The sequence below is a fragment of the Microcoleus sp. S36b_A4 genome, from assembly GCF_036700645.1.
Classification (GTDB): domain Bacteria; phylum Cyanobacteriota; class Cyanobacteriia; order Cyanobacteriales; family Microcoleaceae; genus Microcoleus.
In genome coordinates, this window is the sequence record NZ_JAUBPI010000012.1 from 75473 (window position 1) to 101995 (window position 26523).

Annotated in this window: 24 protein-coding genes, 1 tRNA gene and 2 pseudogenes; 13 read left to right on the forward strand and 14 right to left on the reverse strand. The window is 45.1% G+C overall.

All coding sequences use genetic code 11. The annotated features are described in order from the left end of the window. Positions 1–13: 13 nt before the first annotated feature. From QUA03_RS06115 to QUA03_RS06140, 6 genes and pseudogenes are all read right to left on the reverse strand, one after another. Positions 14–2143, reverse strand: coding sequence for a glycosyltransferase (locus tag QUA03_RS06115; RefSeq protein WP_333210558.1), 2130 nt, complete (start codon positions 2141–2143; stop codon positions 14–16). Positions 2144–2386: 243 nt separating this feature from the next. Then, positions 2387–2920, reverse strand: a complete 534-nt coding sequence (locus QUA03_RS06120; RefSeq protein ID WP_333210559.1) for a hypothetical protein — start codon at positions 2918–2920, stop codon at positions 2387–2389. 305 nt (positions 2921–3225) lie between these two features. Beyond that, the gene (locus tag QUA03_RS06125) at positions 3226–4296 is read right to left on the reverse strand and encodes a glucose-1-phosphate thymidylyltransferase (RefSeq protein ID WP_333083001.1); all 1071 of its coding nucleotides are present in this window, start codon (positions 4294–4296) and stop codon (positions 3226–3228) included. 284 nt (positions 4297–4580) lie between these two features. Continuing rightward, positions 4581–5291: a M15 family metallopeptidase gene (locus tag QUA03_RS06130; RefSeq protein ID WP_333210561.1), complete on the reverse strand. Its 711-nt coding sequence runs from the start codon at positions 5289–5291 to the stop codon at positions 4581–4583. Positions 5292–5336: 45 nt separating this feature from the next. Further along, positions 5337–5561: pseudogene (locus tag QUA03_RS06135) on the reverse strand (DUF433 domain-containing protein). Positions 5562–5685: 124 nt separating this feature from the next. Then, on the reverse strand, positions 5686–6348 hold the full coding sequence (locus QUA03_RS06140; protein ID WP_333210563.1) for a class I SAM-dependent methyltransferase: 663 nt from the start codon (positions 6346–6348) through the stop codon (positions 5686–5688). A gap of 153 nt (positions 6349–6501) precedes the next feature. On the opposite strand from QUA03_RS06140, the gene QUA03_RS06145 reads away from it, so the two are divergent. After that, positions 6502–6723, forward strand: a complete 222-nt coding sequence (locus QUA03_RS06145) for a MarR family transcriptional regulator (protein WP_333210587.1) — start codon at positions 6502–6504, stop codon at positions 6721–6723. Positions 6724–7208: 485 nt separating this feature from the next. Here the strand turns inward: QUA03_RS06145 and QUA03_RS06150 are convergent, their stop codons facing one another. Both QUA03_RS06150 and QUA03_RS06155 read right to left on the reverse strand, forming a co-directional pair. Further along, positions 7209–7949 (reverse strand): hypothetical protein, encoded by a 741-nt coding sequence (locus QUA03_RS06150; protein WP_333210565.1) that lies wholly within the window; start codon positions 7947–7949, stop codon positions 7209–7211. A 204-nt stretch (positions 7950–8153) separates the two neighbouring features. Continuing rightward, complete coding sequence (locus QUA03_RS06155; protein ID WP_333210567.1) at positions 8154–8345, reverse strand: hypothetical protein; 192 nt, start codon at positions 8343–8345, stop codon at positions 8154–8156. A 248-nt stretch (positions 8346–8593) separates the two neighbouring features. On the opposite strand from QUA03_RS06155, the gene rpmH reads away from it, so the two are divergent. The 10 genes from rpmH to QUA03_RS06205 all read left to right on the forward strand — a co-directional run bounded on the left by rpmH (position 8594) and on the right by QUA03_RS06205 (position 17086). Continuing rightward, the gene (gene rpmH / locus QUA03_RS06160; protein WP_006632320.1) at positions 8594–8731 is read left to right on the forward strand and encodes a 50S ribosomal protein L34; all 138 of its coding nucleotides are present in this window, start codon (positions 8594–8596) and stop codon (positions 8729–8731) included. A 42-nt stretch (positions 8732–8773) separates the two neighbouring features. Next, positions 8774–9178, forward strand: a complete 405-nt coding sequence (gene rnpA / locus QUA03_RS06165; RefSeq protein ID WP_333210569.1) for a ribonuclease P protein component — start codon at positions 8774–8776, stop codon at positions 9176–9178. Then, positions 9150–9542, forward strand: coding sequence for a PH domain-containing protein (locus QUA03_RS06170; protein ID WP_333106065.1), 393 nt, complete (start codon positions 9150–9152; stop codon positions 9540–9542). The genes rnpA and QUA03_RS06170 overlap by 29 nt, the downstream gene beginning before the upstream one ends. A 203-nt stretch (positions 9543–9745) precedes the next feature. Then, the gene (gene yidC / locus QUA03_RS06175; RefSeq protein WP_333039172.1) at positions 9746–10894 is read left to right on the forward strand and encodes a membrane protein insertase YidC; all 1149 of its coding nucleotides are present in this window, start codon (positions 9746–9748) and stop codon (positions 10892–10894) included. 11 nt (positions 10895–10905) lie between these two features. Further along, on the forward strand, positions 10906–11379 hold the full coding sequence (locus QUA03_RS06180) for a R3H domain-containing nucleic acid-binding protein (RefSeq protein WP_333039170.1): 474 nt from the start codon (positions 10906–10908) through the stop codon (positions 11377–11379). 97 nt (positions 11380–11476) lie between these two features. Continuing rightward, positions 11477–11989 carry a YceD family protein gene (locus tag QUA03_RS06185; protein WP_333057959.1) on the forward strand — a complete coding sequence of 171 codons (513 nt, stop codon included), beginning with the start codon at positions 11477–11479 and terminating at the stop codon, positions 11987–11989. A gap of 192 nt (positions 11990–12181) precedes the next feature. Further along, a complete protein-coding gene (locus tag QUA03_RS06190) occupies positions 12182–13690 on the forward strand; it encodes an AAA family ATPase (RefSeq protein ID WP_333210571.1) in 1509 nt (502 codons plus the stop codon). A gap of 81 nt (positions 13691–13771) precedes the next feature. Further along, entirely contained in the window at positions 13772–14233 is a 462-nt protein-coding gene (locus QUA03_RS06195) for an SH3 domain-containing protein (protein WP_333210573.1), read from the forward strand. 568 nt (positions 14234–14801) lie between these two features. Then, positions 14802–14978 (forward strand): hypothetical protein, encoded by a 177-nt coding sequence (locus QUA03_RS06200; protein ID WP_006632312.1) that lies wholly within the window; start codon positions 14802–14804, stop codon positions 14976–14978. 530 nt (positions 14979–15508) lie between these two features. Continuing rightward, on the forward strand, positions 15509–17086 hold the full coding sequence (locus QUA03_RS06205; protein ID WP_333210574.1) for a peptidoglycan-binding protein: 1578 nt from the start codon (positions 15509–15511) through the stop codon (positions 17084–17086). A gap of 177 nt (positions 17087–17263) precedes the next feature. On the opposite strand, the gene QUA03_RS06210 is transcribed toward QUA03_RS06205, so the two are convergent. The 3 genes and pseudogenes from QUA03_RS06210 to lipA form a co-directional block, all read right to left on the reverse strand. Next, the gene (locus QUA03_RS06210) at positions 17264–17791 is read right to left on the reverse strand and encodes a transcriptional repressor (protein WP_190742311.1); all 528 of its coding nucleotides are present in this window, start codon (positions 17789–17791) and stop codon (positions 17264–17266) included. A 599-nt stretch (positions 17792–18390) separates the two neighbouring features. Then, positions 18391–19656 carry an RNA polymerase sigma factor SigC gene (gene sigC / locus QUA03_RS06215; RefSeq protein WP_333210576.1) on the reverse strand — a complete coding sequence of 422 codons (1266 nt, stop codon included), beginning with the start codon at positions 19654–19656 and terminating at the stop codon, positions 18391–18393. A 1046-nt stretch (positions 19657–20702) separates the two neighbouring features. Then, positions 20703–21578, reverse strand: a pseudogene (gene lipA, locus QUA03_RS06220) (lipoyl synthase); the annotation flags it as partial. A 91-nt stretch (positions 21579–21669) separates the two neighbouring features. Here lipA and QUA03_RS06225 point away from each other — a divergent pair. Together QUA03_RS06225 and QUA03_RS06230 are read left to right on the forward strand one after the other, a co-directional pair. Then, positions 21670–21743 (forward strand) — tRNA-Pro (locus QUA03_RS06225). A 486-nt stretch (positions 21744–22229) separates the two neighbouring features. Beyond that, positions 22230–23351, forward strand: a complete 1122-nt coding sequence (locus QUA03_RS06230; protein ID WP_333210578.1) for an EAL domain-containing protein — start codon at positions 22230–22232, stop codon at positions 23349–23351. Between the two features lie 165 nt (positions 23352–23516). Here the strand turns inward: QUA03_RS06230 and QUA03_RS06235 are convergent, their stop codons facing one another. The 3 genes from QUA03_RS06235 to QUA03_RS06245 form a co-directional block, all read right to left on the reverse strand. Next, positions 23517–24392, reverse strand: a complete 876-nt coding sequence (locus QUA03_RS06235; protein ID WP_333210580.1) for an SDR family oxidoreductase — start codon at positions 24390–24392, stop codon at positions 23517–23519. Between the two features lie 171 nt (positions 24393–24563). Beyond that, positions 24564–25349 carry an exodeoxyribonuclease III gene (gene xth / locus QUA03_RS06240; protein ID WP_333210589.1) on the reverse strand — a complete coding sequence of 262 codons (786 nt, stop codon included), beginning with the start codon at positions 25347–25349 and terminating at the stop codon, positions 24564–24566. A 991-nt stretch (positions 25350–26340) separates the two neighbouring features. After that, the coding region (locus QUA03_RS06245; protein ID WP_333210582.1) for a hypothetical protein at positions 26341–26523 on the reverse strand (183 nt) is incomplete at its 5' end.

The following is a 26523-nucleotide window of genomic DNA, read 5'->3' on the forward strand; positions in this document are numbered from 1 at the left end:
CTTGAATTAGCCTTTAAGTTCGATCGAGCATTTGAGCTATATCGGCAGGATTTGGCAGCCGAATTGTAGCATACTCTTGATGAATAATATCAAAAAAACTATTGACTTTTTTTTCAAAATGTGAAAGTCTAAAGTTCTGACTGCGTTGCTGTGCACCAGCTTGAAGTTCTGCTAGCAAATCAGGATTAACAATTAGTTGATGTGAATGCTGACAAAGTTCCTCAATGGTATTGAACACAAAGCCCGATCGCCCATGTTCCACAATTTCCGGTTGGCCACCGCCGTTGAAAACAATCGGAGCACAACTGTTGTGCATTGCTTCCACAGTCGCCATCCCGAAATGCTCAAATCTTTGAGGATTGACTTCACCCAAACCGCAGCCGTGCCAAAATATGCTTGCTCTAGCATAAAGCGATTTTACCTCATCGAAGTCAACATTGACTTTTAGCTCGATCGCCCTTGAATCTTGCTTCAATAAATTCTGAACAGTCTTTAAATAAGGATTTTTCGGAATGCTGCTGCCAACCAAAATTAGTCGCCATCCTTGAAAATCTTCGGGATAATCTGCTAGCAAACTACGGAAAGCTTTAATTAGTTCAATTTGCTTTTTTGTTCCCCCAGCTTCAAACTGTCCCACAGCTAAAATGATGTTTTCTTTCGGCACTTTAACTGTTGCCATTTCCACGGGCGGATAAAGCAGAAAAGTGGGCTGTAGGTTCCAGCGTTTCTCCAACCACTTGACGGTAAACTGACTGTTGGCAATAATGAAAGTGTAATCATCAACAGCAAAGTGACGGTTGCGGAAGGTATTGGGAAAGTGGCAGAAAAATACTGAGATCGGCGACAGTGGTTTTACTTTTTCCAGTTGGTTCGCATTGATAAAAATATCGTAGTTTTTGCTTTCTCTGGCAATTTCATCAAAGGGATTTTCCATATCTTCCACGATGATGCTGGAATCGATGCACTGCATTCCGCGTTTCTCGTAAAACGCCAAGGGCATAATTTTAATTTTGCATCCTGAAAGGTTGAGTCCGTACCAGGATTCTAAGTCGGAAACAGCAACTGGTTTGTTGGCGATAAAAGTAATGTCAAATTCATTTTGTAGCAGCGAGGCGAGGGTAGCCACGTATTTTTGGCCGCCACCAATAAAATGCAGTCCGTGATCGTAAATGGCGATCGACATTTTGCGATCCCCCCGAACCACCTGCAATCGAGACAAAATGCGATCGATCTTCAGGCGACTGTAAATCACCGCCAACTTTTCCGACAACTGCGGCAATACAGTTTCAATGATTTCTGGTTTCTGATAATCAAGCAGCTTTTTAATCGCTACAAACAAACTCTCGAACAGCAAATCGTACTGCTTGTTAGTGAAAAAATCCGAAGTATGAATTCCTTTGACTAATTGCAAAGGTTCATGTTTTGCCAAATACAAAAACCGATTGCGGTTGCAGAAATACTCGGTAAGTTTGCTGCCTTTACTCGAACCTCTATATTCGTGATGGGCGATAGCGGCGGGAGTATAAAGCATTTTCCAACCGCGTTTGTGGCAGCGTTTTGCAAACTCTACATCCTCAAAATACATCACAAAATCTTCATCTATCGGCCCCACATCTTCGAGACATTTCCTGCGGAAAAGCACCGCCGCCCAACAAAGCCCTTCGACTTCCCGTTCTGTATCGTACTGTCCCGCATCTTTTTCGCCAAAGCCGACATCTTGCCAATAAAAATTAGGTAATTGCTGAATACCAGCGCTGTTAATTCGCCCGTCTTTAAACAACAATTTGCCGCTAGCCGCACCTAATTCTTTATTAGTTTCTAGCCGTTTTACAAGAATCTCTAACCAGCGACTGTCAAGGGTAGCATCGTTATTTAGAAAGCCGATATATTGCCCTTTTGCTTCGCTGATGCCGAGGTTGAGGGCTTTCGCAAAGTTGTTGGCAGTATTGACAAAAACCCGAACTTTGGGAAAGAGTTCGCGCAGGGAATTAACGGAATCGTCTTTAGAGCAATTATCAATTACAATTAAATCTAGTTGCTGTTCGGGATACGCAAGTTTTTGTAGAGATTTTAAGCAATCTTTCGTGTGGCGCAGACCGTTATAGTTGACGATAATTAACGAACATATGGGCAGTGCAGTCATTCGATTTTAGATTTTAGATTTTAGATTTTAGATTGAGTAATTGAAGGATTGAAGAATTTTAGATTTTCGATTTGGAATTGAAGAATTTTAAATTGAAAAATTGAATGATTGAGGGATTTTATATCTGGGCTTTGGGATTTTAGATTGAGGAATTGAATAACTTTAGATTTTTGATTAAAGCATTGCTCTCGCGAATAAATCTGGGGCCTTGTGACCAAATTATTTTGGGTCATCTTTGATGCTTTATTTTTGTTGATCGAGTAATTGAGCGGTAATCTTCTCTAAAATAGCAGTATGTTGCTGCTGCACTGCTTTAATTTGCTCTATTTCAGACTGAAAAGTTGCGATTGCTCTTTGCTGAGTCTCAAGCTGTGCTGTAACTTCGGGATATTCGCTGCTGAATTCCGATTCAATTTTTTCAAAGATAGTTTGTTGATTTTCTTGCAATTTTTGCAGTTGTGTGCTTAATGTATGCACGACCCGCGTATTAGCAAAATTGTAAATTACTTGTCGTTCGAGTACCGGTCTGAGCAATTTTCGGACTATTTTCCTAACGACGATGACTGCGGAACCGAGTCGCCTTTGGTAAGAGGTAATGGGGATATTATAAATGTCGAAACCTGCCTTTAAAAGGGCGATATCTTCATCATCTTCATTTTGGGCGATCGTACTATTTTCTGTTCCCAACAGCGACAGCTCAGCAATACCAATTCGCGGCTCCAAAGTTTGCCGCAATTTATGTATTATCTGTTGAGTTGGTATTTCTTCGTACTGCAAACTTCCGTCTCCTTTAGATAACTTACTATGATTTAGTATGGAACAGGCATCTTGGGTGCTTGAATAATAATTGTAACTAATTGTGGAACAGGCATCTTGCCTGTTCAAGGGCGGGCAGGATGCCCAACCCTACTCCCCAGAAGAAAATTCTTCTCTTGTTAAATCAGGATTATTGCTTCCGATATTGGCAATATCTCAATTTAAGCTATAGCAATCCTAAATCATTTGTGAATTTCTTACTCCCTCCCCGAACCCGCGGGGAGGGTTGGGGTGGGGTAAAAAGTTTACGACTCCTGCAAGGATTGCTATAACTCAATTTGACTGTCATCACCAATCATAAACCGCAGAGCTTTTGGACGAGCAGGTGCATTGGTGAGTTGAGCTCGCTGCCCGATCACGCTGTCAACAATTCGCTGGTGAATGCCAACTATTTTCGCCCCTTGCAATATTACACTGTGTTCGATATCCGCATCAATCATCGTCACGCGATCGGCAATACTGCTGTAAGGCCCGATAAAGCAATTTTCAATGCGGCAATTTTCCCCAATTACCACTGGCCCGCGAACTGTAGAATTAATGATTTCCGTTCCTTCTCCTATTTGCACTCGCCCGATAATTTGACTTTTCGCATCTACTTTTAATTCAGTTGAAGCTACGATGCAGCTATCTAAAATGATTTGGTTTGCACTCAGCAAATCATCTTTTTTCCCCGTATCCAGCCACCAACCCTCTAAATTGCAGGCTTCTACGTGTTTTTCCTGATTGATGAGCTGTTGAATGGCATCGGTAATTTCGAGTTCGCCCCGGGGCGAAGGTTGAATTTGATCGATCGCCTCGTGGATAGTAGGAGCAAAAAAGTAAATTCCCACCAGTGCTAAATTTGACGGCGGAACTTTGGGTTTTTCTACTAACTGCAAAACTCTGCCTTTCTCATCAACTTTTGCCACACCGAAAGCAGAGGGATTGGAAACGGGACGCAGCATAATCAGAGCGTCTAGTTTCTGCTTGTTAAAAATCTCTAAAAACGGATCTAACTGATTCTGAATTAAGTTATCTCCCAAATACATAATAAACGGAGAATCGCCCAAAAATGGTCTGGCAACTTTTACCGCGTGAGCGAGTCCTGCCGGCTCTGCTTGCAAGATATAAGTAATTTTCGCCCCGAAGCGAGATCCATCTCCTGTTTTCGTCTTCACCTCTTCCCCGGTTTCGGGACTAATAATAATCCCAATATCAGTAATCCCAGCCGCCACAATTCCTTCAATTCCGTACCACAGTATCGGCTTATTTGCTACAGGAACCAACTGCTTAGCACCCGTATAGGTGAGGGGACGCAAGCGTGTTCCTTTACCGCCAGAGAGGATGAGTGCTTTCATTGGGTGAACTCTGAGTTATCCTTTAGGGTTTGCGGTGCTGGCAAATATTGCCTGCACTTGTTAGCTCTCGTTGATTTTAAACCACCGCTACCCCGCTGGCAATAGTTGCAGTGTATCCTGACACAAATGATTTATTTTGCTCATACTTTTATAGTGCGGGAGGCACAGAGTGTCAGAAACCAGGTTTATTGCCACAGGAAGCAGTTAAAAGCTGAGGTTTTTGGTCAAAAAAACCCTTTCTTAAGGTCGCGGTTGCGCCCGTTCCGATTTAATTGCGTACCCTTTTAATAGCGGCCATATCGGGCAATCAATTGACTACCACTATTGTTTTGATTTGTCAACCAAGCCCACATCTGATCGCCCTGACAAAAATGCCACCATTCGTTAGGATGTTGCTGAAAACCCGCAGCTATCATCGCATTTTTTAATATTTGCCTGCGACGGTGATATTCCTGCTTTTGCGACTCCTTGCTATTACAAAAATAGTCGGGATAAGAACGTTCTGATATTTCATCAATCGGAGAACCCATATCAATTTGCCGATTGTTTTCATCCACTAAAGTTATATCTAAAGCTGCACCTGTACTGTGAGGAGGAGGGGTTGCGCGATCGAGGCTGGGTACTGCCCAAAATTGATAGACGTGTTCTATAATCACTTGGCGTTTGTCTTCGGAAACCGGAAATTCGCAGCCTTGAGCTAGGGCAATTTGATTAAAAGTATAATCTACCATAAATTGCTGCACTTCCACCGGCCGATAAGCGTCAAATATCAGAATTTTCCAATTTTGATAATTTTGCTGTAGCTGGGTTTTAGCGGCGATTAAACTATCTACAACTCCTTGCCGCAAGTAGTAAGGGGAATCTGCTTTGCTGTTGTGATACGGTGCACCCAACTTTTGATAAGGGTGCGGCATTTCAAATGCAAAATGTTCTGCTGGAATAGGGACTAAAGGTTCGCCACATTCGTCGATCGCTATTTGCTGGTATGGTTTCATATCAAGGTTTTAACCTACTTTATGATTACTTATAAACTACAATACTCAGTATATGCTTTTCACTTGATTCCGTCGCGCTGCAAATAGCAAACCAGCTAGAATATCTTTATATTCTAAATCCTCATAGTCATCTATAATCTCTTTAGTATTCATACCCGAACTAAGTAATTCAATAATTAATTATACTGGATATCGGAGACCGCGCATACAGGGTTTTCCGTGACAGATATTTGGATCGAGTGTGATGCGCTGCAAAAGTTTGTTTTCCATATTTTAGGAACAAATATTAAATATATCCTAACCTAAAGAGCGTAGCTTTCGATCGGTTTGTAGTAAGGACTTTAGTGTTTTCCATCTCCACCTAAAGTACTAAAGTCCTTACTGCCCCAAAATCCTAACTTTGGCGGTAAGCAACTACCGCATAAAACGGATCGCCGCTTGGTATTCGCAGCATTTGCATAAAACTCGGCAAGTTAGGCTTGCGAACAATTACTTCCGGCTTGCTAAATCCAGGTATATTCACTCCTTTGACAGAATCAAAGTAACCTTTAACTAATTCGACCCGATCGCCCTCGGAACCTTCCCGCCAAGCCGCGATCGCCTTTTGATAAAACATCCGGTTGGAAAAGCTCATAATTGCTACGCCACCCGGCTTCAATATCCGGTGAATCTCGGCAAAAATCGCATCTGGGTGCTGCAAATACTGTACCGAAACACAGTTGACAACGGCGTCAAACTCTGAATCCGGCAGTGGCAATTTGGGATTTGCGTTCAAATTCTGCACAAAATAATGATTCAGCCTGCGATTCTTTGCCAACTCGTCTTCATTCATGCCGTGCCCTTCAACATGGGCAAATTGCATCTCGTCGGGCAAGTGAGAAACCCAACTGCTCATCATATCAAAAATCCGAGTATTCTGTTTCAGCCGTTCCCGATATAAATCGGTTAGTTGCTGAATGAATCCATCGTCTACGTGCGTTACAAACCGGGGATAGGAGTAGAACAAATTGTCGTCGGTGTCGTCTAACTTGGTGCGTTGGTCGGCTGGAAGCAACATAAATTCTGATCGCGAACTAGATTTACTCTTTATAGTTTAAGAACAATAAGAATTGTTAACATATCCGGCAGAGGGCGGATTCCCGGTTTTAGCGTAGCAGTCGATCGCAAAATAACCGACTTGCACCCTTTGGGCTTGTGGCAAGAAGACGGTTTGCCGACTTCCAGCATTGGCGACAAACTGCAAGAGGTAGGCGGGACGCTGACAGGCGCGATCGATCGCATGGAAGAAAGAGGCCTATTCCGCCGGAAGAGAGACACGCGCGATCGGCGCATTTGGCGCATTTGGCTGACAGACTCCGGCATACAACAGAGCGGGAAAGACAACGCACAGAGCAAGAGCGACTGGCGAAGGAGCAAGTCCAGCAACGTGTAGAACGCTTAGAGGAAATGCTGCGATCGCAAGGTATCGATCCCGATCGATTGCCGGATGCAGTGGATTCTGGCGATTGAGATAGCGGTCTTAGTTTTCCGGAACATTGTCTTTTCTTCACCGCGATCGGGACTACTCCTACGCTGTTTCTGGCTCGTCTAGTTCCAGAAAAAGGCCCTCAGCATTCATGACTAAATCTTCATCAGACAGCGGTGGAAAGTCTAAATAAGCTGTGATACCAACTTTGGTCGTAACCTTTAGTGATATAAATTAGATCGCTAGGCTTACCCCCGTATTCAAAATAAATCTTTTGCTGAATTCCAAAACTAAAGATTTAGAATTACTTAGCTATACAGTTTTAAAAACACCTGTTCAAATAGATCCTAGACATTGTGCAGGCTAACGTTGCCCATCACCCGCCGATAGCCTTTGCATCATAACCGATCAACTTTCGGCGGTCGGTGTGCATGGGCGTTGTTATACAGTGATCACAAAGACTTGATACCTTCAGCTTCAAGACGCTCTTTAATAGATTTTCCTCCTCCTGCGACCCTATCTAGGAATAAGGACATACTTTGAATAGCACCCATAATATCTTCAATTCTCTTCAACTTCTGCCCTTGCCCTGTCTCTATATAAAAATTCAGCAATCTATCAAACCAGACTCTACTTTCTGGATTTTGCAGCAATTGACAAAACTCACGGTAGGTTATCAACCTTTTCTCGCTTGCAAGATACATATCGTTTCCAATGCTTGGCTGTATCAAGTAATAGATTCCGTAATCTTGTCTAAAACAACGACTTAGTATCGTTATTAAAGTTATAAGCTCTGTATCATCTTTTTTGCTAAGTCGAAGATATGAAAGCTCTTGCCTGATCTTATCTAACTGATAAAATAAACGAGCTGTCATGTAGCATGATGAGATCAAGTAGCAGCCGTAATTGTTAAACCATTCAGGCGATTGTTCAGAAATTTCTTTAACATTAGTTATATAAAGCAATTTTTCGTTCTTTTCACCATCGTTAGCTATTTTCTTTAAGATTTCAGAGAGACGAAAATAGTTTTCAACTAAGTAGAATCTTAAAGGGTTTAAATAAGTCGAAACAATTCTGTCAGCTTCCTGTTTATCTTTAGCTTTATTTTCACGGTAAGAGTTGAGTCCGTAGGTAACAAGTACAACTAAAACCGAGGTAAATGCTGAAATTATTGCGGTCAAAACTTCTTTCACGTTGTCCTTACCTCTTAGCGATTATCAGACCATCTTAAATACTCAACGATCAATCAATCTCTGAGTACCTCCATTTCAGAGCGAGGGGGAGTTGCAGCTATGCGATCAAAGCGTTCGCGGTTGCTCTGTTCCCAATACTGCCGAGTTTCTTCGGCTGATTTCACAACTTCTTAATACTCAGCTTCTACATCTGTCTGGTGCGCCTCAATGTAGGAAATGGCAAATGGCAGCGCCCAACTCCTCATCCGTAAGGTTAAATACATCACGAATGAATTTAGGGGGATACTGGGCTTTGAGATGATCTATTACATCATAAAGAGTTATTGGTGTTCCCGCGATCGTAAGCCCCCTTTCTGTGCGGACGATAGTCACTTTTCCATTAGGTTGTGGAGCCATATCCCTAACCATCCAAAAACTACATCCATATTACCTTTTTCTGGGAATTACCCACAGGCTAAGAAACCCGGTTTCTTCGATAATCTTAATTGGGATACGAAATATCTCGAAAGAAAGCTGGTTTCTGGGAATTACCCACAAACTAATATCATAAATTTAAAATTATTTGTAAACTAAACAACTCTATGGTATACTAGAAGATTGTGAATATTAATCAAAAGTAAAGTAACAAGCCGGGAGAAATCAAAATGACACAGCAAACCCTGCACGGAACCAGCCGCAAAAGAAAAAGAACATCCGGTTTTCGCGCCAGAATGCGTACCGCAACTGGTCGATTGGTAATCAAAGCTCGCCGCAGCAAAGGTCGCCACCGCCTCGCAGTCTAGCACTGCATCAAGGTTGAGAGGCCTCCACGATCGCCCTACGCCATGTTGCCCGAGACAAACCGACTTAAGCACCGAAAAGACTTCAGCGCCGTATACCGCAAGGGAATGCGCCGTAACTCGGCCCATTTCAGCTTAAGAGCTCTGCGTAAACCAAAAAGCGTCGAATTAAGCAAACCGACAGCCGAGAAATCCTTGCAGCCGACTCGCACAGGCATTTCCATCAGCCTGAAAGTCAGCAAACGCGCTGTAGTCCGCAACCGGATTAAGCGTCAGATTCGGGCAGCTTTGCGACAGCTATTGCCCCGATTAAAATTCGGGTGGGATTTAGTAATTGTCGTGCGTCCGATCGCACAAGAGTGCAATTATGCAGAAATTCTGCAAGAATTAGAGCAGTTGTTGGTAGAAGCCGAGGTACTAGATGGGAATTCGAGAGGAAGTATATTATGAAGGCGGCCCCGCGCCGGGAGACTTGATCCTCAATTTACTCCTGGGGCTGACTGTGGTGGGAATCCCCCTAGCAGTAGGAGCAATTGTCCGGGCTCTGTGGCTGCGCTATCGGATCACGAGCCGCCGAGTGTCGGTAACTAGCGGTTGGATGGGGGGCGAACAGACAGACGTTATCTACTCAGATATAGTCAAAATCGTCACAGTACCTCGCGGTTTCGGGACTTACGGAGACATGGTGCTCACCATGAAAAATGGCAGCCGCTTGGAACTCAGAGCTATGCCGAAATTTCGAGCAATGTATGACTACATTAACGAAAAACTGCCCATAGCCGCTCAAAAAGCAAACGCGGCCCAAGCTAAATAACCGAACCGCTTCGCCCTCAAATCAGGGTAAAGTGAGTGCGAGTATTGGCAAACTCATTAAAACAAACCCGCAGACCGGGCGGTCGATCGACGGGCCATGTCCTAAGATAGAGACAAAACCCTAAAAATTGAGGCGGCTCGCCTTCAGCGGGTAAAAATAGTTCTCAACAGCAAACATAGAGCACCTAAATTAACTCAAAGCGAATGGATTTCGGTATCTCGTTTCTCTCCAACAACCTCATGCTCCCGATCCTAGATTTTTTCTACGGGATCGTGCCAAGCTACGGTTTAGCGATCGTAGCACTGACGCTCGTGATTCGCTTTGCTCTTTATCCTCTCAACGCAGGCTCTCTTCGCAATATGCGGCGCATGAAAGTAGCGCAGCCGTTGATGAAAGAGCGAGTAGATCAAATTCAAAAACTCTATAAAGACAATCCTGCCAAACAGCAGGAGGAAATGAGCAAAGTATACAAAGAATTTGGTAATCCTCTAGCAGGATGCTTCCCCTTGGTGCTACAAATGCCAGTGCTGTTTGCACTGTTTGCAACGCTCAGGGGTTCGCCGTTTTCTGACATAAATTACAGCGTCAACGTTCAAGTTTTGCCTAAAGAACAAATCGAAACTGTTCAACCGCAAGCTTTTGCGACACCGCCCCAAAATATTTACGTCACAGGTACTTTTCATGCTCCTGTTGTGGGCGTAATTCCAGGCGGCGACAAACTCGCAGTCGGCGACACAACCAAGATTAATTTTCAAACCCCAGAGGGCAAACCTCTCAAAGTTTTAGCTGCAGAAAATAAGAGCGAAATCGACTTTGAACCCGGCTGGAAAGTCATCAAAGGCGAAGATCTGATAAAGGTAGATGAACAGGGAAACATCACGGCATTAGCGCCCGGTGAAGCCACAGTTCAAGGCACAATCCCCGGATTGGCTAGTAACAAAGGATTCCTGTTTATTGAAGCTCTAGGCCGCGTTGGCGCGATCGACTCAGACGGTACAATCCACTGGGATATTTTGGTAATGATCTTGGGCTTCGGCATCAGTTTGTACATCAACCAAACCCTTTCAGGACAAGCACAAGGACCAAACGACAACCCCCAACAGGCTACAGTTAACAAACTGACGCCAGTCATATTTTCAGGGATGTTTTTGTTCTTCCCGCTGCCCGCCGGTGTGTTGATGTATATGCTGATTGCTAACATCTTCCAAACAGTTCAATCGTTTATTTTGTCGCGAGAACCGCTGCCAGAAAACCTCCAAAAAATAGTGGACGAAGCAGAGGCGAAAACCCAAAAAGAACAAGGATTAGATGCACTTCCCTTTGAGCCCAAGCGTTCTAAGAAAAAGGCTTGATTTTAACAACAATGAAAGACTCTCAAATGCAGCGCGGACAGGCATGGTTAGAAGAATTGCTACAACTGTCCGCAATTCCTTCAAAAGTGGTATGCGAACAACAAAAAGATTGCTATTGGATGACAATAGATGAAAGCAATTTGACTCCAGAACAAGTTGCAATCTTAGTCGGGCCAAACGGTAATGTAATAGATGCCATTCAGTACCTCTGTAACACGGTTCAGAATATAGGTCAGGAAGTAGAGGAGTCAATTCCTTATACAGTTGAACTAAATGGCTATCGCATCCGCCGCCAAGAGGAATTGCGATCGATGGCAGAGTACGCAGCAGATCAAGCCCGATCGACGGGAGTTGAAGTTGAAATAAAATCGCTGTCTTCGGCAGAACGCCGTCAAGTCCACAGCTTTTTGAGCGAATGTGAGGACATAGAAACTTACAGTCAAGGACAAGAACCCGATCGGCGTTTGGTAGTGCGCCTGCGCTGACGCTAAAGAGGGAAGAAGGAAGAAGGAAGAAGGAAGAAGTTAAAAATTAACTATTCCTTTTGACCTTTGAATTCAAGAAGTAGGAAGGCAAAAGATTATGGAGACAATTTATATCCCTCATCTACTCACAAAAAGTGAGCGGAAAGAGGTCATTGATTTTGAAGAATTTATCCCCGATTTAGAAACTCTTACTCCGGTGCGAGGACGACTGCAAGTGACTCACCAAGGGAATTATCTTGAGGTGAAGGCGAAAGCAGAAACAATAGTTACTCTCACCTGCCACAGATGCTTGAAACAATACAATCATCGTTTGGCACTCAACTCATCGGAACTAATCTGGCTCGAAGAAACAGCAAATCAAACAGATTCCAGTTCAGCAGAAATAGAAGTTGCTTTAGAAGATTTGGTGGAAAATTTGTCCCCAGGTGGCTATTTCTCTCCGGGCGATTGGGTGTACGAGCAAATGTGTTTGGAACTTCCGCACAAACAGATATGCGATATTGAATGTCCGGGAATTTCTTTAACTGATGATGCAAATACAGAAAGCACCGAAACAGTCTCAGACAGTCGCTGGGCGTCTCTGGAAGCACTTAAACGGCAATTGCCTTAGTCAATAGTCAACAGTCATTAGTCATTAGTCATTAGTCATTAGTCAGTAGTCAGCAGTCAGTAGCTAAGAACTAATAACTGTTGAATAAGGACTGCAAAAAAAATCACATCGACTAACATCTAATAACCAATAACTAAGGACTAAGGACTAATGACTAATAACCAATGACTAATAACCACTGACAACTGACTAATGACTATTTTTAGCGACGAGTTTGAACTGCTGCTGCGATCGCGCTACCCCCTAATTTACATTCCCACACGGGAAGAAGAGCGCGTAGAATCGGCGATCGCCCAATGCGCCAAAAAACAGGGTTCTCGCGCTGTCTACATCTGGGATTTTGTTGATGGCTACCAAGGCAATCCCAACGATGCCGGTTTTGGCAAGCGCAACCCGCTACAAGCTTTGGAATTTCTCGAAAAATTGCCAGCCACCGCGCCGGCAATTTTTATTCTGCGCGACTTTCAGCGGTTTTTGGAAGATGTCTCGATTTCCCGCAAGCTGCGGAATTTGGCGAGACTCCTCAAATCTGTACCCAAAAATATTGTCATTGTATCTCCTCTAATTTCGATCCCGGAAGACCTCAGCGAAGTGATGACTGTTTTGGAGTTCCCCCTGCCTGCGGCGGGGGAAATTAAAATTGAGGTAGAAAGGCTGTTAGGGGCAACCGGACAAGCCATTGAAGGGCGTTTGCTGGACGAAACAGTGCGCTCCTGTCAAGGACTGTCGCTCGAACGAATCCGTCGAGTTTTGGCCAAGGCGATCGCAACCAGAGGCGAACTCCACCCCGACGACGCGGAACTGATTTTAGAAGAAAAGCGCCAAACAATTCGCCAAACTCAAATTCTGGATTTTTACCCAGCCCGCGAAAATATATCGGATATCGGTGGTTTGGACAATCTCAAAGAATGGCTGCTGCGACGCGGCGGTGCTTTTTCCGATCGAGCCCGCCAATACGGTTTGCCGCATCCCAGAGGTTTGTTGTTAGTCGGAATTCAAGGAACCGGAAAATCCTTAACAGCAAAGGCGATCGCCCACCACTGGCATTTGCCTTTACTACGCTTGGATGTCGGGCGTTTGTTTGCCGGATTAGTAGGAGAATCGGAATCCCGCACCAGGCAAATGATTCAGCTAGCCGAAGCTTTGGCCCCCTGCGTGCTGTGGATTGACGAGATTGACAAAGCTTTTGCGGGATTAGACGGTAAAGGGGATTCCGGCACAACTAGCCGGGTGTTCGGGACATTTATTACTTGGTTAGCAGAAAAAACTTCGCCGGTGTTTGTGGTAGCAACAGCCAATAACATCCAGTCTTTGCCGCCAGAAATGCTGAGAAAAGGCAGGTTTGACGAAATATTTTTTGTGGGTTTGCCCAGCCAGGAGGAACGGCGGGCGATTTTTGAGGTACATTTGTTGCGGTTGCGATCGCACAGCATCAAAAATTACGATTTAGAACGCTTGGCTTACGAAACTCCCGATTTTTCAGGGGCCGAAATCGAGCAAACTTTGATTGAAGCAATGCACATTGGGTTTAGCCAAAATCGAGACTTTACGACAGATGATATTTTAGAATCAGCTAGTCAGATGGTGCCCTTAGCCAGAACGGCTCAAGAACAAATCCAGTTTCTCCAAGATTGGGCCGCTGCTGGAAAAGCTCGCCTTGCTTCTAGATACGGCAGTCTGAGCCGCCGGATTCAAGGTTAAGCTTTTGAAGTCAACCGTCAACCTTCTATCCGTTACATCCGTTGCACAATCCGTTGCCGAACTTCCTTCATTTGCGGTTTTATGAACAGTGTATATAGCGTTTTCAAATTTTTAGTAGGTTTTCTGCTAGCGATCGTCCTGATGGCAGGTGCTAGCGTGGCTGCTGCACTTTACTTTGCCGCTAAGCTAACTACTTTGCCCGAAAAACCAATTTTTTCCAACGACAAAACACCAGCTCAGGTTGCGGGCGCTGCGCCGAAGTCAACAGCCCAGGCTAGCCCTGTTTCTACATCTAGCGATGCCCCGTCTCCCAAACCCCTGGAACCGGGAGCTTACCGCGCGATGGTGACTCAGCCGATCGGCTTAATTCTCCGGGATACTGGTAGCCGAGACTCGAACCGCATTGGCGGTGTTGGTTACAAGGAAAAAGTCGTGGTTTTGGAAGAGTCGCCGGATAAAGAGTGGCAGCGAATTCGGGTTGAGGATGGCAATCGCGAAGGTTGGGTCAAAGGTGGCAATACTGAAAGAATTGAGGGCGAATAAAACTTAGATATTAATTAGACAACAAATATAGCCTTTCTCAGTAACATGAGGTGATCATAGGCCTCCGTGAGCATAGGCCTCCGTGGGCATAGGCATAGGACTCGCCCCCATACCTGACAACGCTTGAGAACCATTATATATCCATTTCATTGTGAGGGCAGCGAAGCAATCGCAGTGTGAAAATTGTTCACCAACGCCGGGTTTTTACCTGTTTATTGTTGCCAATAGCGAGATACACATTTATCCCGTAAAGTCAAGTTAATTTTATTTACGATATTTGAGATTGCAGTTTGATGCGCGGACACTGCGGGGGCGATCGCCTCTGCAAAATCCTGAATTTGACATAAAAGCCCAGCAAACAAAAGGTTTCAAGAGCTAAAACTCAACATAAAAACTCGAAAATATATAATCCTAACTTATGTTATTCAAGAGAGTATGTTAAGAAAATTAGCAAAATTTTAAGGTTAGTTGCAAAACGCAGGCTGTTATCACCGCCACAGAGGCAAGAGTGGTAGCTTGGATTACAAGATGTAAGTTTTCAGCTCTTCAGCTACCAACAATAAAAAATATGTACGACAAACGTCCCGATCGAGATTTGGCGACTGCGGCTGTTACTGCGGCTTTGGGAGCTGGGGTCGTTACCTCTTTTGCGGTTAGCAGAGGTCAAAACCCCCTGGTAGCCATCGCAATTACTGTTTTTGCAGCGGGAGTAGCTGTAATTTGCGATCGGTTCGGCTTAATTTAAGCGATCGTCTATTTTTTAATACAAAGTCAACTTATCAAAAAATCCCCGCCCTATTTGCAATTAGCAAAAGTGGGGATTTTTAGTAGCTAGTTTTTTGGTTAATCAGCGGTACTTTCCCAGATGCACTCGCCACATAAAAAAGCCGCGTTTCTTAACAAAAAACCTGCGATTTCAGGCTCTTTACCCGACAACAAATTAAGGTGATGACAACCTGCGCCCAAGTCTTGTGGTAATTTCTGCTGCAGCCAGATAAAATATTAGCCAGCACTACCCCAGAACTTATTCTTTTTTGGCCTTAAAGGCTAAGACTATGCCTGCAAACTTTTTTGCTGAGTCTCGCGCCTCTAGAAGCAGCGATGCTATCTTAGTTGTTACCTGTAATTATTTTTGACGGTAAATTTTTTAGAAAAACGGGTGCTTCGCGCTTTCCAGGTAGAACTTAGCGTTGATAGAATCCAAGCCAAGCGTGCCAAAAATCATTTTTGGCAGTTTGCTCACACAACCCACCCACAATTTCACACTAAAAAATTATGGAATCTCTTGCTTACCTCGAACTTGCTCTTGTTTGCGAAGCACCCACAGAGTCGAAAATTTTTGATCAGCCCAAGTGGCAAAACCTATCGAGTCAGACTTACGTCCGTTTGTTGTCTCTGGCTTTGATGCTCTCGGTTTTGAGTGCAGCCGGTGCGGCTTTTGCTCAAATAGATCCGGGATATCCCAATGTGCGAGCGATTCAAGACAGGTTGCGGGAACTCGGTTATTTTCCCAGATCATCGACAGGTCAACTCGGCCCGGTTACAAAACAAGCGCTGACTAACTTTCAGCGAGACTATCAACTGTCGCTGACTGGCAGGCCCGATCGAGCTACTGTGATAGCACTCAACAGTTTTGCCGGGGATGACGATCGACCTTTTAATACTATTTATACAAATTATCGGGAGCTGCGTTTTGGAGACGCAGGTGCAGGTGTTTCTGCTCTCCAGCGCAGGTTGAAGCAGCTAGGCTACTTCAACGCGCATCCCACAGGGAGTTTTCGGGAAGTGACTCTTCATGCGGTGAGATACTTCCAGCGAATTAATCGACTGCGGGTGACTGGAGTTGCTGACAGGCAAACTTTAGCTTTGCTGTTTGGTTCCACCAGGCCGATTCCCCCCGTTACGCTTCCAGGGAATATTTCAGGAAATGGCGGTTGCAAGGGGCTGCGGTTCGGAGACAGAGGAGCGACGGTAGACTTGATCCAGCGGCAATTAAAAGCTTTGGGCTATTTTGAAGGTGGCGTTGACGGTAAGTTTCGGGAACGCACTCTCTACGCTGTGACTCGTTTTCAGCAAGATTACAATCTGGTTTCTGACGGCTGCGCTGACACTGCTACTTTGACTGCTATCGATGCCCAGATGAGGCAATCTGAAATTACCTCATGGACGGAGGAAGATGACCAACAGAGTAATGGCGGAGATTTTCTGGAGTTGGGCGACAGAGGCAGACAAGTAGAATTTGTGCAGCGGAGGCTGCAAGAATTGGGTTATTACAGGAGCCAGATTCACGGTTGGTTCGATCGACCAACTCAAGCAGCTTTGATCCGCTTTCAGAGAGATAGCGGGCTGTTCGGGACTGGAAGGGTCGATCGCAGCACTCGATCGGCTTTGCAGCAAGGCAACAGGCAGGCAGGAGCGCCTGTGCCGCAAATCGCCGCTGGTCTGCGACGGGGCGATACTGGGCCTGCTGTCCGACAACTTCAGTCTGCGCTCACCAGTCTGGGCAAAAACCCCGGCCCGGTGAACGGAGTATTTGGAGCCGAGACCGAGTTTGCGGTGCTGTCGTTTCAGCAGGAACGCAATTTGTCACCGGCGACGGGTATTGCCACTCCGGCGACTTTGGCTGCGCTCCAAAATGGATTAGCTGGGCGGGTAGCTGTTCATGCTGTTCCCATTAACAGCAGTTTCAACTCTCGATCGAGCATTCAGCAATTACAAAGGCGACTGCAAGACCTCGGCTTTTACACAGGCTCGATCAGCGGAGTTTTGGATACTTCGACGAGAGACGCTCTCGATCGAGCTCAGCGCAGTTACGGGGTCAGCAGCGACGATTTGTTGAGCCAAACTTTTTAGCCCCACGCTTGCGGACGCTACATCAAAGAAATCGGGTTTCTTGTTTCCGGCTCATTCCTGAAATGATGTATTTTTCCTAAGAAACCCGGTTTCCGCGTAACTGTGATCGCACTTGGGCTACCAAGTTTTGTTAAAAGTTGTAACAAGTCATACTTGAAATGCGAAAATAGTGTAATGTCACTCGATTGAATCCGGGGCGCTGCTGCCGTTGTGGGCGATCGACCTCGGACAAGACCAATTGCTGGAAACCAAAGACGGCCATCCCATCCGCAAAGCTTCGTGACACACCGTATGAATGGTTAGCTGGCAGTCTAGCAGGTGCAACCCAGACTTTTCAGCTTGCTTCATGCCAATTTTCAAAATCGAATCGTTGTTAAATTCGATCGTTCTGTTGCACTGAACGCAGACTAGGTGGTGGTGGTGATGTGGGTAAGGCTGGTTTATTTCATAGTGTTTGTGACCTTCTGCTAGTTCGAGTTCGCGGAGGAGGCTCATCCTTGCCATTAACTTTAAAGTTCGGTAAATGGTGGACAAGCTAATATTTTCTCCGCGATTTTTTAACAAAGTGTACAAATCCTCCGCACTCAGGTGATTGCCTTTGGGGAGGTTCTGAAACACGTGCAAGATGGTTTCCCGTTGGGGAGTCATCCGCCAGCCTTTGTCATTGAGTTCGGATTTGAATGAGGACGCGGTATAAAGTGCCATAGTGACCCTCTCAAGAAAGTCTGCCTATTGACAATAATACACAACGATCGAGATATTTTGCAAATATCACAGCTTATTGAAAAAAGATTGAGGAAAAAATTTGGTTTTTGATATTTTTTGACTTTTAACAAGCTTTATGACTGAAAGCATCCAGGATACAAGCCCCCGGATTCATTCCTTCGGAGACTCAGGACCCAGAAATAAAAAACCTGTATCGGATGAAACTTGCCCCCCGAATTTATGCGTGGGGTCAATGCTTCAATTCTAAAATCTAAAATCTAAAATCTAAAATCCATTGACTGAAAGCATCCAGGATACAAGCCCCCGGATTCATTCCTTCGGAGACTCAGGACCCAGAAATAAAAAACCTGTATCGGATGAAACTTGCCCCCCGAATTTATGCGTGGGGTCAAGGCTTCAATTCTAAAATCTAAAATCTAAAATCTAAAATCTAAAATCTAAAATCGATTGACTTGCTGCAGAGGACAGAGAAGTGGTTGAGAAGTAAATATTGTTACTTCTGCCGAATGCCTCATGCCTTCTGCACAAGTGCCAAATGCCTTGCTCCCTGATTAATCGCGCTGACTGACCGGCCAAATTTAAGTCAGAGACTCCAGATAGTCGCGGACGCGGTTGCGACGCTTAGGTTGGCGGAGTTTTTGCAAAGCTTTGGCTTCAATTTGACGGACGCGCTCGCGGGACAAGTCGAGGGCGCGACCGATTTCTGCCAGCGAATAGGGGTGTCCGTCACCCAAACCAAAGCGCATCAGAATTACATCTCGCTCGCGGCTGGTCAAATCTGCCAGCAGTTGCTGCAAGTCGCGGTGCAAAGCTTCTCGCATCAGCATTTCTTCTGGGGAGATGCTGTCGGTTTCTAGCAAGTCGCCCAACTCTGTATCTTTTTCGTTGCCCACTTTAGTTTCCAAAGAAACAGAACGGGGTACTCGCAACAAAACTTCTCGGACTTGGGGCGCTGTCATGTCCAACTCGACAGCGATGTCTTCGATCGTAGCTGTCCGACCTTTTTCTTGAGAAATTTTGCGCTGGGCTTTTTTGATTTTGTTAAGTTTTTCGGTGATGTGGACGGGGAGGCGAATGGTGCGGCTTTGAGTGGCGATAGCCCGCGTAATTCCCTGCCGAATCCACCAGTAGGCATAGGTGCTAAACCTATAGCCCCGCGTCGGGTCAAACTTTTCTACAGCTCGCTCCAGTCCCAGAGTACCTTCTTGTATTAAGTCGAGCAATTCTAAACCGCGATTTTGATATTTTTTCGCCACCGAAACCACCAGGCGCAGGTTCGCCTTAATCATGTGGTCTTTAGCTTCGACGCCTTCAGCTTGAATTCTTTCGATCGTCTCGACCGTCATCTCGGCTAACTCGGCCCACTGGCGCTTGCCTTCAGACATAATTCGCTTGAGTTCTGGCACGTCACTGACACCGGCGGTTAATGCCCAGCGTTCCAGGGAAGGTTTATGTCCCAACTGTGCTGCTAACCGATCGCGCACCTCAATTAAATGCACGAAGCGCCCAATTAGCCCTTCTTCCTGGGAGGCGACGGTGTTGCGTAATTCCAGCAATTTGATATAGCGCTGAACTTTTTGAGCTTCCGAGACTTCTTCGTCTCTACCCAAGAGACGAACCCGACCTATTTCTTGGAGGTACAGGCGCACTAAATCTGTAGTGCGACGGCTGGCATTTTTTTGCAATTTGGCTGCTGGGTCTGCATCTTCGGTCTCTGCTGGGTCTTGGTCGAGCAGTTCGTCTCCAGCTTCTTCAGCATCTTCATCCAACACATCACCTTGCAAGGGATTGACTCGCAGTTGTTCGTCGAATTCAGCTTCAGCGTAAAAAGAGGTGGCTGGCATAGTGATTTTCTCAGTGGCTCCGGGTGAAAAGATGCTACGCTTAGCGGTTATTTATAATTAAGATGCCCATTTGGTTAAGACGAAGCATCACCGCTTTGTGTTTCTTTAGTAACTTTTCTGACTTTTCTGCTGTTGTTCGATCGAACTTTTGCTGCCCCACTTGTTTTACCAAGATTCTGGAAAACGCTAAGAACTTTCTGATGTAACAGGTTGAAGGCCCGAAAAGTGTGTTGTACTTCTTTGTTTATGTAGCTAGTATAGATAGTGACTGGCTAGAAACAAGTGACGTTAGTCAGAAGTTAAGTTAATCTTCATCACCGATAACCTGGTTCCCGATCACTTCGGAAAATTAGCCATTTTTTTAATAAAACTTTATATAACTCGGCGCTCTTGATTAAATACGCTGTTGCGAGCGCAGAAGTTTAATCTATTACAGCATATGAGCTTCAGAGTTGCTATAGTCCGCAGTACCGAGTTATTGACTGACGCAAAAACCGGGTTTCTTCCTCAAATTTCTGGATTAAAACCTAGAAGTTTGAGCAAGAAACCCGGTTTCGGGATCTCTTTTGCCTAAGTCGCGACTTTGAGGCGGCGATCGGCTGATATTTTTTTTGCTGTTGGCCATTGGTAACAAGTTAAGCTAAGAAAGCATTTGTCAATCAGCAACTAGGCTCAACATTTACTCGGATTTTGGGCATAAAACTGAGATGTGGGCGATCGAGGAATCATGCCTCCCATGATGTTTATACCTACTCCCTCTCAAATCGTAAATTTTCCACTCCTAAAAAAGCAGTTTTTTTGAGTAGTATTACTGATTGACAAATGCAATTAAGTCTTAACTTGTCACCAATGGCTGTTGGCTACTGCTTCCCGCTTAACATCACGCCCCGAACACCAGCATCTGAAACCGGGTTTTTGGCCCTGGGTCTGCATATCAAGCGCAAGTTTTTCCTCGCTGTTACCCGGTTGATCGGGTTTTAGTGAGAATGGTGCGATCCTCTTCGAGGGCTTCGCTAACGGGCGCGAGTCAACTCAAATTAAAATTGCTAGCGTGGATAAAGTTTCATCAGTTCCCTTACCTGTTCGGCGTGATAGGAACTGCGAGTTAAGGGAGAAGCGACAACTTGCAAGAATCCCAAAGATTCGCCAAACTTTCTCCAAGCATCAAACTGTTCTGGAGGCACAAAGTTTTCTACGTTCAAGTGCTTTTGAGTCGGTTGCAGGTACTGTCCAACTGTTAAAATATCGCAGCCGACAGCCCGCAAGTCTTGCATTGCCTCCCGAATTTCGGCGTCTGTTTCTCCCAGTCCCACCATGATGCCGGATTTGGTGTAAACCCCAGGTGCGAGTTCGCGGCTTCGCTGCAATAGTTCCAAGGTGCGATCGTACTTTCCTTGCGGCCGCACCTTCCGGTAAAGTCGCTTTACGGTTTCGGTATTGTGGTTGAGTACCTCTGGCCGGGCTGCGAGAATGATTTCTAAAGCTTGCCAGTTGCCGCACAAGTCGGGAATCAAAACTTCTATAGTTGTATCGGGCATCGTCGATCGCACTGCTTGAATGCACTCGACAAATTGAGACGCCCCCCCATCTGGCAAATCGTCCCGGTTGACAGAGGTAATCACGACGTGGTTGAGTTTGAGCCGCTGAACCGCTTGCGCCAATCTTTGGGGTTCTGTGGGATCTAAAGATTGAGGCTTTTTCTCAAAATCGATGTCGCAGTAAGGACAGGCGCGGGTACAAGCCGGCCCCATAATCAAAAATGTCGCAGTACCTGCGTTGAAGCATTCGCCGATGTTCGGACACGACGCCTCCTCGCAAACCGTATTTAGGGATAAATCCCGCAAAATTTCTTTGACGTTGCCGACGCGCTCCCACTGGGGGGCTTTAACTCGCAACCACTGGGGCTTAACTGTCACGTCTGTCTCCGCCTGAGTAGTATTTTACAAATAATTATATACGAGGTTGCTAAATTTTTACTTGAATGTGATAAGCTTAAAATCTAGTGACTAATTTCGGGATGTAGCGCAGCTTGGTAGCGCACCTCGTTCGGGACGAGGGGGTCGCAGGTTCAAATCCTGTCATCCCGATTATAAAATTAAAGTGGATATGCCCCAGCAAGTGAGTTTGTTTTGGGCGATCGTCCGGGTGTGTAGATTTCTGGTACGCATAAATTAGTCGATCGGGCGATTCTCTACGGGATAGCTGCGCTTCACGGGCGTTTGAATTCCCCTTTGCTAAACAATTAGCTGTAGCGACTGTTTTGGCAGAGCGAACTATAGAATAAAACGTAAACAATCAGATCGGCAGTAGAGAGTAGAGAACAAGTCTACAAGTCTTCGCCTTCTCAGTCTGTGATGATTGGGGACTGTGTTTAATCACACCTACTTGCTCGATGCTGAGAACTTTGACCAAGGTTTGAAACCGGAGACAAGTATAAATACTGCAATAATTCTTAAATACAAGTTCATTAAGATTTACATCTTGAGATAGATGAATTAATAGCTGAATGAGCTTATAATATAACAGAGTAGTTAGCCTGCCTAAAATTAACCTAAAAACCGGAGGATATTCCAATGCAAATAAGTGGCAAAGCCTTCGGCTCCTGCTCTCGCTGCGAAACAGTACCCGCAAAAATAGAGGGCAGCGGAGGTCTATACCTGTGGTTTCCAGTATCGCACACGCTCAAAAAGGTTATTTCTGCATTAACCAAGACTGAACTTGAATTCCGGCTGTTAGAAGAAAGCAAGTGTTTGTACGTTATGCTTGAGGGAATTGCCAAAGAAAAGTTTAGCGCCCTAGCATCATCTGTACTGACAACTCAAGAGTTGAAAGAAACAAAAGTTTTGTGGATGCGCGAAGTTCAAAAGCCACAACTTAGCGATTTTTATCGCAGCACTTCCTTATGCTCTTTTATTAACTTCAGCCAGTCGGACTGGCTGTTAGATTTGTTGTGGGAAGAACGCATTACTACACATTTTCAGCCCATTGTTTATACCTCAGATACTTCTAAAATTTTTGCCCATGAAGCCCTACTCCGAGGAATTGACGAGCAAGGAAACTTAATTTATCCGGGTCGGATTTTTGCCCAAGCAGAATCAGCCGGTCTGATTTTTCAACTAGATGTTTTAGCTCGGACTCGCGCTATCCGCGAAGCCCATGTTTACGATATCAAAGAACTACTTTTTATTAATTTTTCTCCGACTTCAGTTTACGATCCCGCTACGTGCCTGCGAAGAACTGTACAGGCTATTGATGAAGCGGGAATTCCTCACAGCAATATTGTTTTTGAAGTAGCGGAATCTCAGCACCCTCCTGATATCGATCACTTGATTAATATTCTGAGATTTTACCGAGAGGCAGGATTTTTAATCGCCCTGGACGATTTTGGCAGCGGTTCTTCTAATTTAAATTTGATGCACCAACTGCGTCCAGATTTTATTAAGTTGGATATGCAATTAATTCGCAACGTCCATCAAGATTATTATAAGGCACTCATTACCGAAAAGATGTTAGAAATTGCCGCTCAATTAGAAATTAAAACTGTTGCTGAAGGTGTAGAAACTTTGGAGGAGTTTGAGTGGGTGCGAGAACGGGGAGCAACTTTGGTTCAAGGTTATTTGATTGCTAAGCCGACTTCTCCCCCGATCGCAGTTACGAGCTATATTGGTGCTGAACCAGTACCTATTTCTGCTTAGATGGTTTCCAGTTGAGATTGGGCGCTACATTTTGCTCGTAGCCCGGCAGAGCCTGGGGACAGATATCGGGAGGCTTTGCCTCCATTAAAATGAGACAAGAGTTTGAAGGCAGAGCCTCCGGGTTTTCATTACCAGGCAAACCTGGCAACGAAAATAACTAGCATTTTAAACGCTCAAATTGCGCCGCAGAAAGCTTTCTAGGGATTCCATTCTCATGCCGTAGATTGATTCCAAGTTTTGCACTTGTTCGGGAGTGCAGAAATACTCGTTACCCAGCAATACCCGCAAAGTTCCTAAGTCTTTTTGAGCTTGACGATTCAATAAACCCAAGGCATTTCTCAAACCGTCAAACACAACCAGCGGCGGGTTGATTACGATCGGTTCCCGATTGAATATGCGTGCAAAAATGCGGGGAATGTCGTCTCTTGTCAGCACATCCGGACCACCGACTCGCAGAATTTGGTTGCGGGCGCCTTCGACAGTTGGCGAGTCTGTGGCAATCTTTGCTAAGTCGTCGGTACTGACAACAGAGGTGCGGTTTTTGCCGTCGCCAATCAGCAGGTAAAGTCCGGTTTCTCGAAATCTTTCTGCTAGCGGTAACAAGCTGGAAGCAAAACCGGCAGGCCGCAAGATTGTATAATTCAAGCCGCTGTTTTGCAGGTATTTTTCAACTTCTCGCTTGGCTTTGAATACTGCGGAATCTTCGTATCCTCGATCGACTCCCAGTACCGAAATAAAGACAAAGTGCTGCACTCCGGCTTCCTTGGCGCAGTCGATTAATTCTATGTTAGCGCGGTAATGTACTGCTTGAACGTCCCCGCCGGTGCCGTGACTGCTGATGATGTACTGCACGCCTTGGCAGGCTTTTTTAATATCTTTGTCTTGTTTCAAGTCGCCGATAAAAATCTCGGCGTCTCGGTTTTCTAGTTCAGAGTAGCGAGATGCGAGGCGAACAAATGCGCGGACAGGCTTTTCTTGCTGTCTGATTTCTCGTACAATTCGGCGGCCTAGTGCGCCTGTTGCTCCGGTTACTAAGAACATGATTTTTAGTTGTTGATTGTTACTTACATATTGCACTTTTCTCAATAGTGGGCAAGATGCCTGTTCCACAAAGATTGAATTTTCTTGTGGGGTGGGCATCCTGCCCGCCCATCCAAGGCTTATTGAGAATGGTGCAATATCTCAGTTGCTCTTAACCTTATAACTTATAAATCAAATTTCGACAATTACGGGGGCGTGGTCGCTGGGTTTGATTAATTTTCTAGGAGCAATATCTATTGTACAGTTTTTGGCTTGTTCGTAGAGGGGAGGGCTGAGATAATGGTGGTCGATTCTCCAGCCGTTGTTGCGTGGAAATGCGGCGGCGCGGTAGTCCCACCAGCTATAATGACCGCCTTCTGTGGTGAATTTCCGAAAGGGGTCGTTTAATCCTAATTCTATGATTTCTGTTAGCGCGAGGCGCTCGGCGACAGACAAGCCGACGGAGTTAGCATTGGCTTTGGGATTGTGGATATCTCGATCGTCCGGGACGATGTTAAAGTCGCCGCAAATGCACAAGTTGGGGGATTTATCTAGTGCTATTTTGAGGTATTCTTGCAGCAGTTTGAGCCACTTTAGCTTGTAGTCATATTTCTCGCTACCAACTTCGGAACCGTTGGGAACGTATACGCAAATAATGCAAATATCGTCTATAACCCCGGCTATTAGGCGTTTTTGTTCGTCAAAAATACCTGTGGTTTCGTCGCCGAGAAGGGGGGCAAATCCGCTGCTGATTTGCGTTAGGGGCGATAGGCTAAAAATGGCGACACCGTTGTAGGATTTTTGACCGGAAATGTAGCAGTTGTAGCCAAGGTTGGTGAAGGGTTCTAGGGGGAAGTCTTTGTCTGTAACTTTGGTTTCTTGGAGGCAGAGAACGTCTGGGGAGTTTGTGTGCAACCAGCTAGTAACGTGTTCTAGGCGGGTGCGGATTGAGTTGACGTTCCAGGTGGCGATTTTCATTAATACAGTAATCCTAACGGTGATGTGGGGAACCCAAATTCGGATGACTCGGCGGTTGAAAGAGACTGTTGGCGAATCTCTGAGGGTTTCACCCCTCAGAGATTCGCCATCCTGAATAAGCAGAATGATGGTGTAATCACGCAGCGTATTAAATAATTTATTATGACTCTTCACCCCCGCCACTGCTCGTCAATTCCAGAGATGACAGCAACTGTTGCACGAACATCCTTTCCCAACGGAAATCCATATATAGCAATCCTAAGTGATTTTCTAGATCCGTAAAATCTGAAAGTCTTGCTATATAACATGTCTAGGAAGACTAGAGGGCATTGTGTTGTGAGACTCAGATCGGATTGCTATATCCCTCTTTTGTCACTTTCGGGGAAAAAATAATCAGGAACACTTAGAGCATAAGACTTTTACCAAAAATCCTGATTTCAGCTATTCTGTTAGAAAATAAACGCTCAAATGCTCGCTATAAGCTGTCGAGCATTTAAACTACATATTGTCTGTTCCCTGTTTCCCGTTTCCTGTTCCCTTTCACCCAATCCTCACACCCTATTTAAATGCACAACAGCTTATCTACAGTTAAAAATTTGGCTCTTATTTTTATTTTCCCAGAGTAACAAAAGAGGGTTATATCTCGCTTCAGTAGCAATTAGGACACTTCATCGGGATTAACCTCAGTCCACTCTACTTATTCCTCTTTTACCATGATAACCATTAGTCTTTCAGCAACGCCGGAGTATCCGGTCAATACCGCTTCTTTTGAACCCATTTGAGATATTTATGACGCTCGACAGACAACGGACTCTCGACTCGCAGCCTCAAAGATGTCAAATGGGTTCTCTAGTCCAAGTAAGCGCCATCATCATAAAATACGGCTTTTGGCCCAAAAAAAGACCCCATAGTTATAAAGAGGAGTCAGCCAGGGATACCGGAGTAGGCCATAAATGCCGAAACCCTTGCTGTATATAGGTTCAAAAAAAAGTCAAAAATATTTTCGCAAAACGCTTGACAACTCTGGGGAGAGTTGATACATTAATAAAGCGCCAGAAGGGAAGCGGTTCACTGAACCACGAACTAAAGGTAAAAAACTGAACCTAGAAAAAAGAATAGTTTGAAAGCTTAAAGCACTATTAACCTCGTCAAAAAAATCAAGATAGAGAGTAAA

Excerpts from the sequence above, each read along its gene's own strand:
- QUA03_RS06235 (WP_333210580.1), bottom strand. The coding sequence starts at position 24,392 with ATGTTCTTAGTAACCGGAGCAACAGGCGCACTAGGCCGCCGAATTGTA.
- QUA03_RS06190 (WP_333210571.1), top strand. The coding sequence starts at position 12,182 with ATGACTATTTTTAGCGACGAGTTTGAACTGCTGCTGCGATCGCGCTAC.
- QUA03_RS06170 (WP_333106065.1), top strand. The coding sequence starts at position 9,150 with ATGGGAATTCGAGAGGAAGTATATTATGAAGGCGGCCCCGCGCCGGGA.
- QUA03_RS06180 (WP_333039170.1), top strand. The coding sequence starts at position 10,906 with ATGAAAGACTCTCAAATGCAGCGCGGACAGGCATGGTTAGAAGAATTG.
- xth (WP_333210589.1), bottom strand. The coding sequence starts at position 25,349 with ATGAAAATCGCCACCTGGAACGTCAACTCAATCCGCACCCGCCTAGAA.
- QUA03_RS06140 (WP_333210563.1), bottom strand. The coding sequence starts at position 6,348 with ATGTTGCTTCCAGCCGACCAACGCACCAAGTTAGACGACACCGACGAC.
- yidC (WP_333039172.1), top strand. The coding sequence starts at position 9,746 with ATGGATTTCGGTATCTCGTTTCTCTCCAACAACCTCATGCTCCCGATC.
- rnpA (WP_333210569.1), top strand. The coding sequence starts at position 8,774 with ATGTTGCCCGAGACAAACCGACTTAAGCACCGAAAAGACTTCAGCGCC.
- rpmH (WP_006632320.1), top strand. The coding sequence starts at position 8,594 with ATGACACAGCAAACCCTGCACGGAACCAGCCGCAAAAGAAAAAGAACA.
- QUA03_RS06195 (WP_333210573.1), top strand. The coding sequence starts at position 13,772 with ATGAACAGTGTATATAGCGTTTTCAAATTTTTAGTAGGTTTTCTGCTA.
- sigC (WP_333210576.1), bottom strand. The coding sequence starts at position 19,656 with ATGCCAGCCACCTCTTTTTACGCTGAAGCTGAATTCGACGAACAACTG.
- QUA03_RS06115 (WP_333210558.1), bottom strand. The coding sequence starts at position 2,143 with ATGACTGCACTGCCCATATGTTCGTTAATTATCGTCAACTATAACGGT.
- QUA03_RS06155 (WP_333210567.1), bottom strand. The coding sequence starts at position 8,345 with ATGGCTCCACAACCTAATGGAAAAGTGACTATCGTCCGCACAGAAAGG.
- QUA03_RS06130 (WP_333210561.1), bottom strand. The coding sequence starts at position 5,291 with ATGAAACCATACCAGCAAATAGCGATCGACGAATGTGGCGAACCTTTA.
- QUA03_RS06200 (WP_006632312.1), top strand. The coding sequence starts at position 14,802 with ATGTACGACAAACGTCCCGATCGAGATTTGGCGACTGCGGCTGTTACT.
- QUA03_RS06205 (WP_333210574.1), top strand. The coding sequence starts at position 15,509 with ATGGAATCTCTTGCTTACCTCGAACTTGCTCTTGTTTGCGAAGCACCC.
- QUA03_RS06125 (WP_333083001.1), bottom strand. The coding sequence starts at position 4,296 with ATGAAAGCACTCATCCTCTCTGGCGGTAAAGGAACACGCTTGCGTCCC.
- QUA03_RS06210 (WP_190742311.1), bottom strand. The coding sequence starts at position 17,791 with ATGGCACTTTATACCGCGTCCTCATTCAAATCCGAACTCAATGACAAA.
- QUA03_RS06230 (WP_333210578.1), top strand. The coding sequence starts at position 22,230 with ATGCAAATAAGTGGCAAAGCCTTCGGCTCCTGCTCTCGCTGCGAAACA.
- QUA03_RS06185 (WP_333057959.1), top strand. The coding sequence starts at position 11,477 with ATGGAGACAATTTATATCCCTCATCTACTCACAAAAAGTGAGCGGAAA.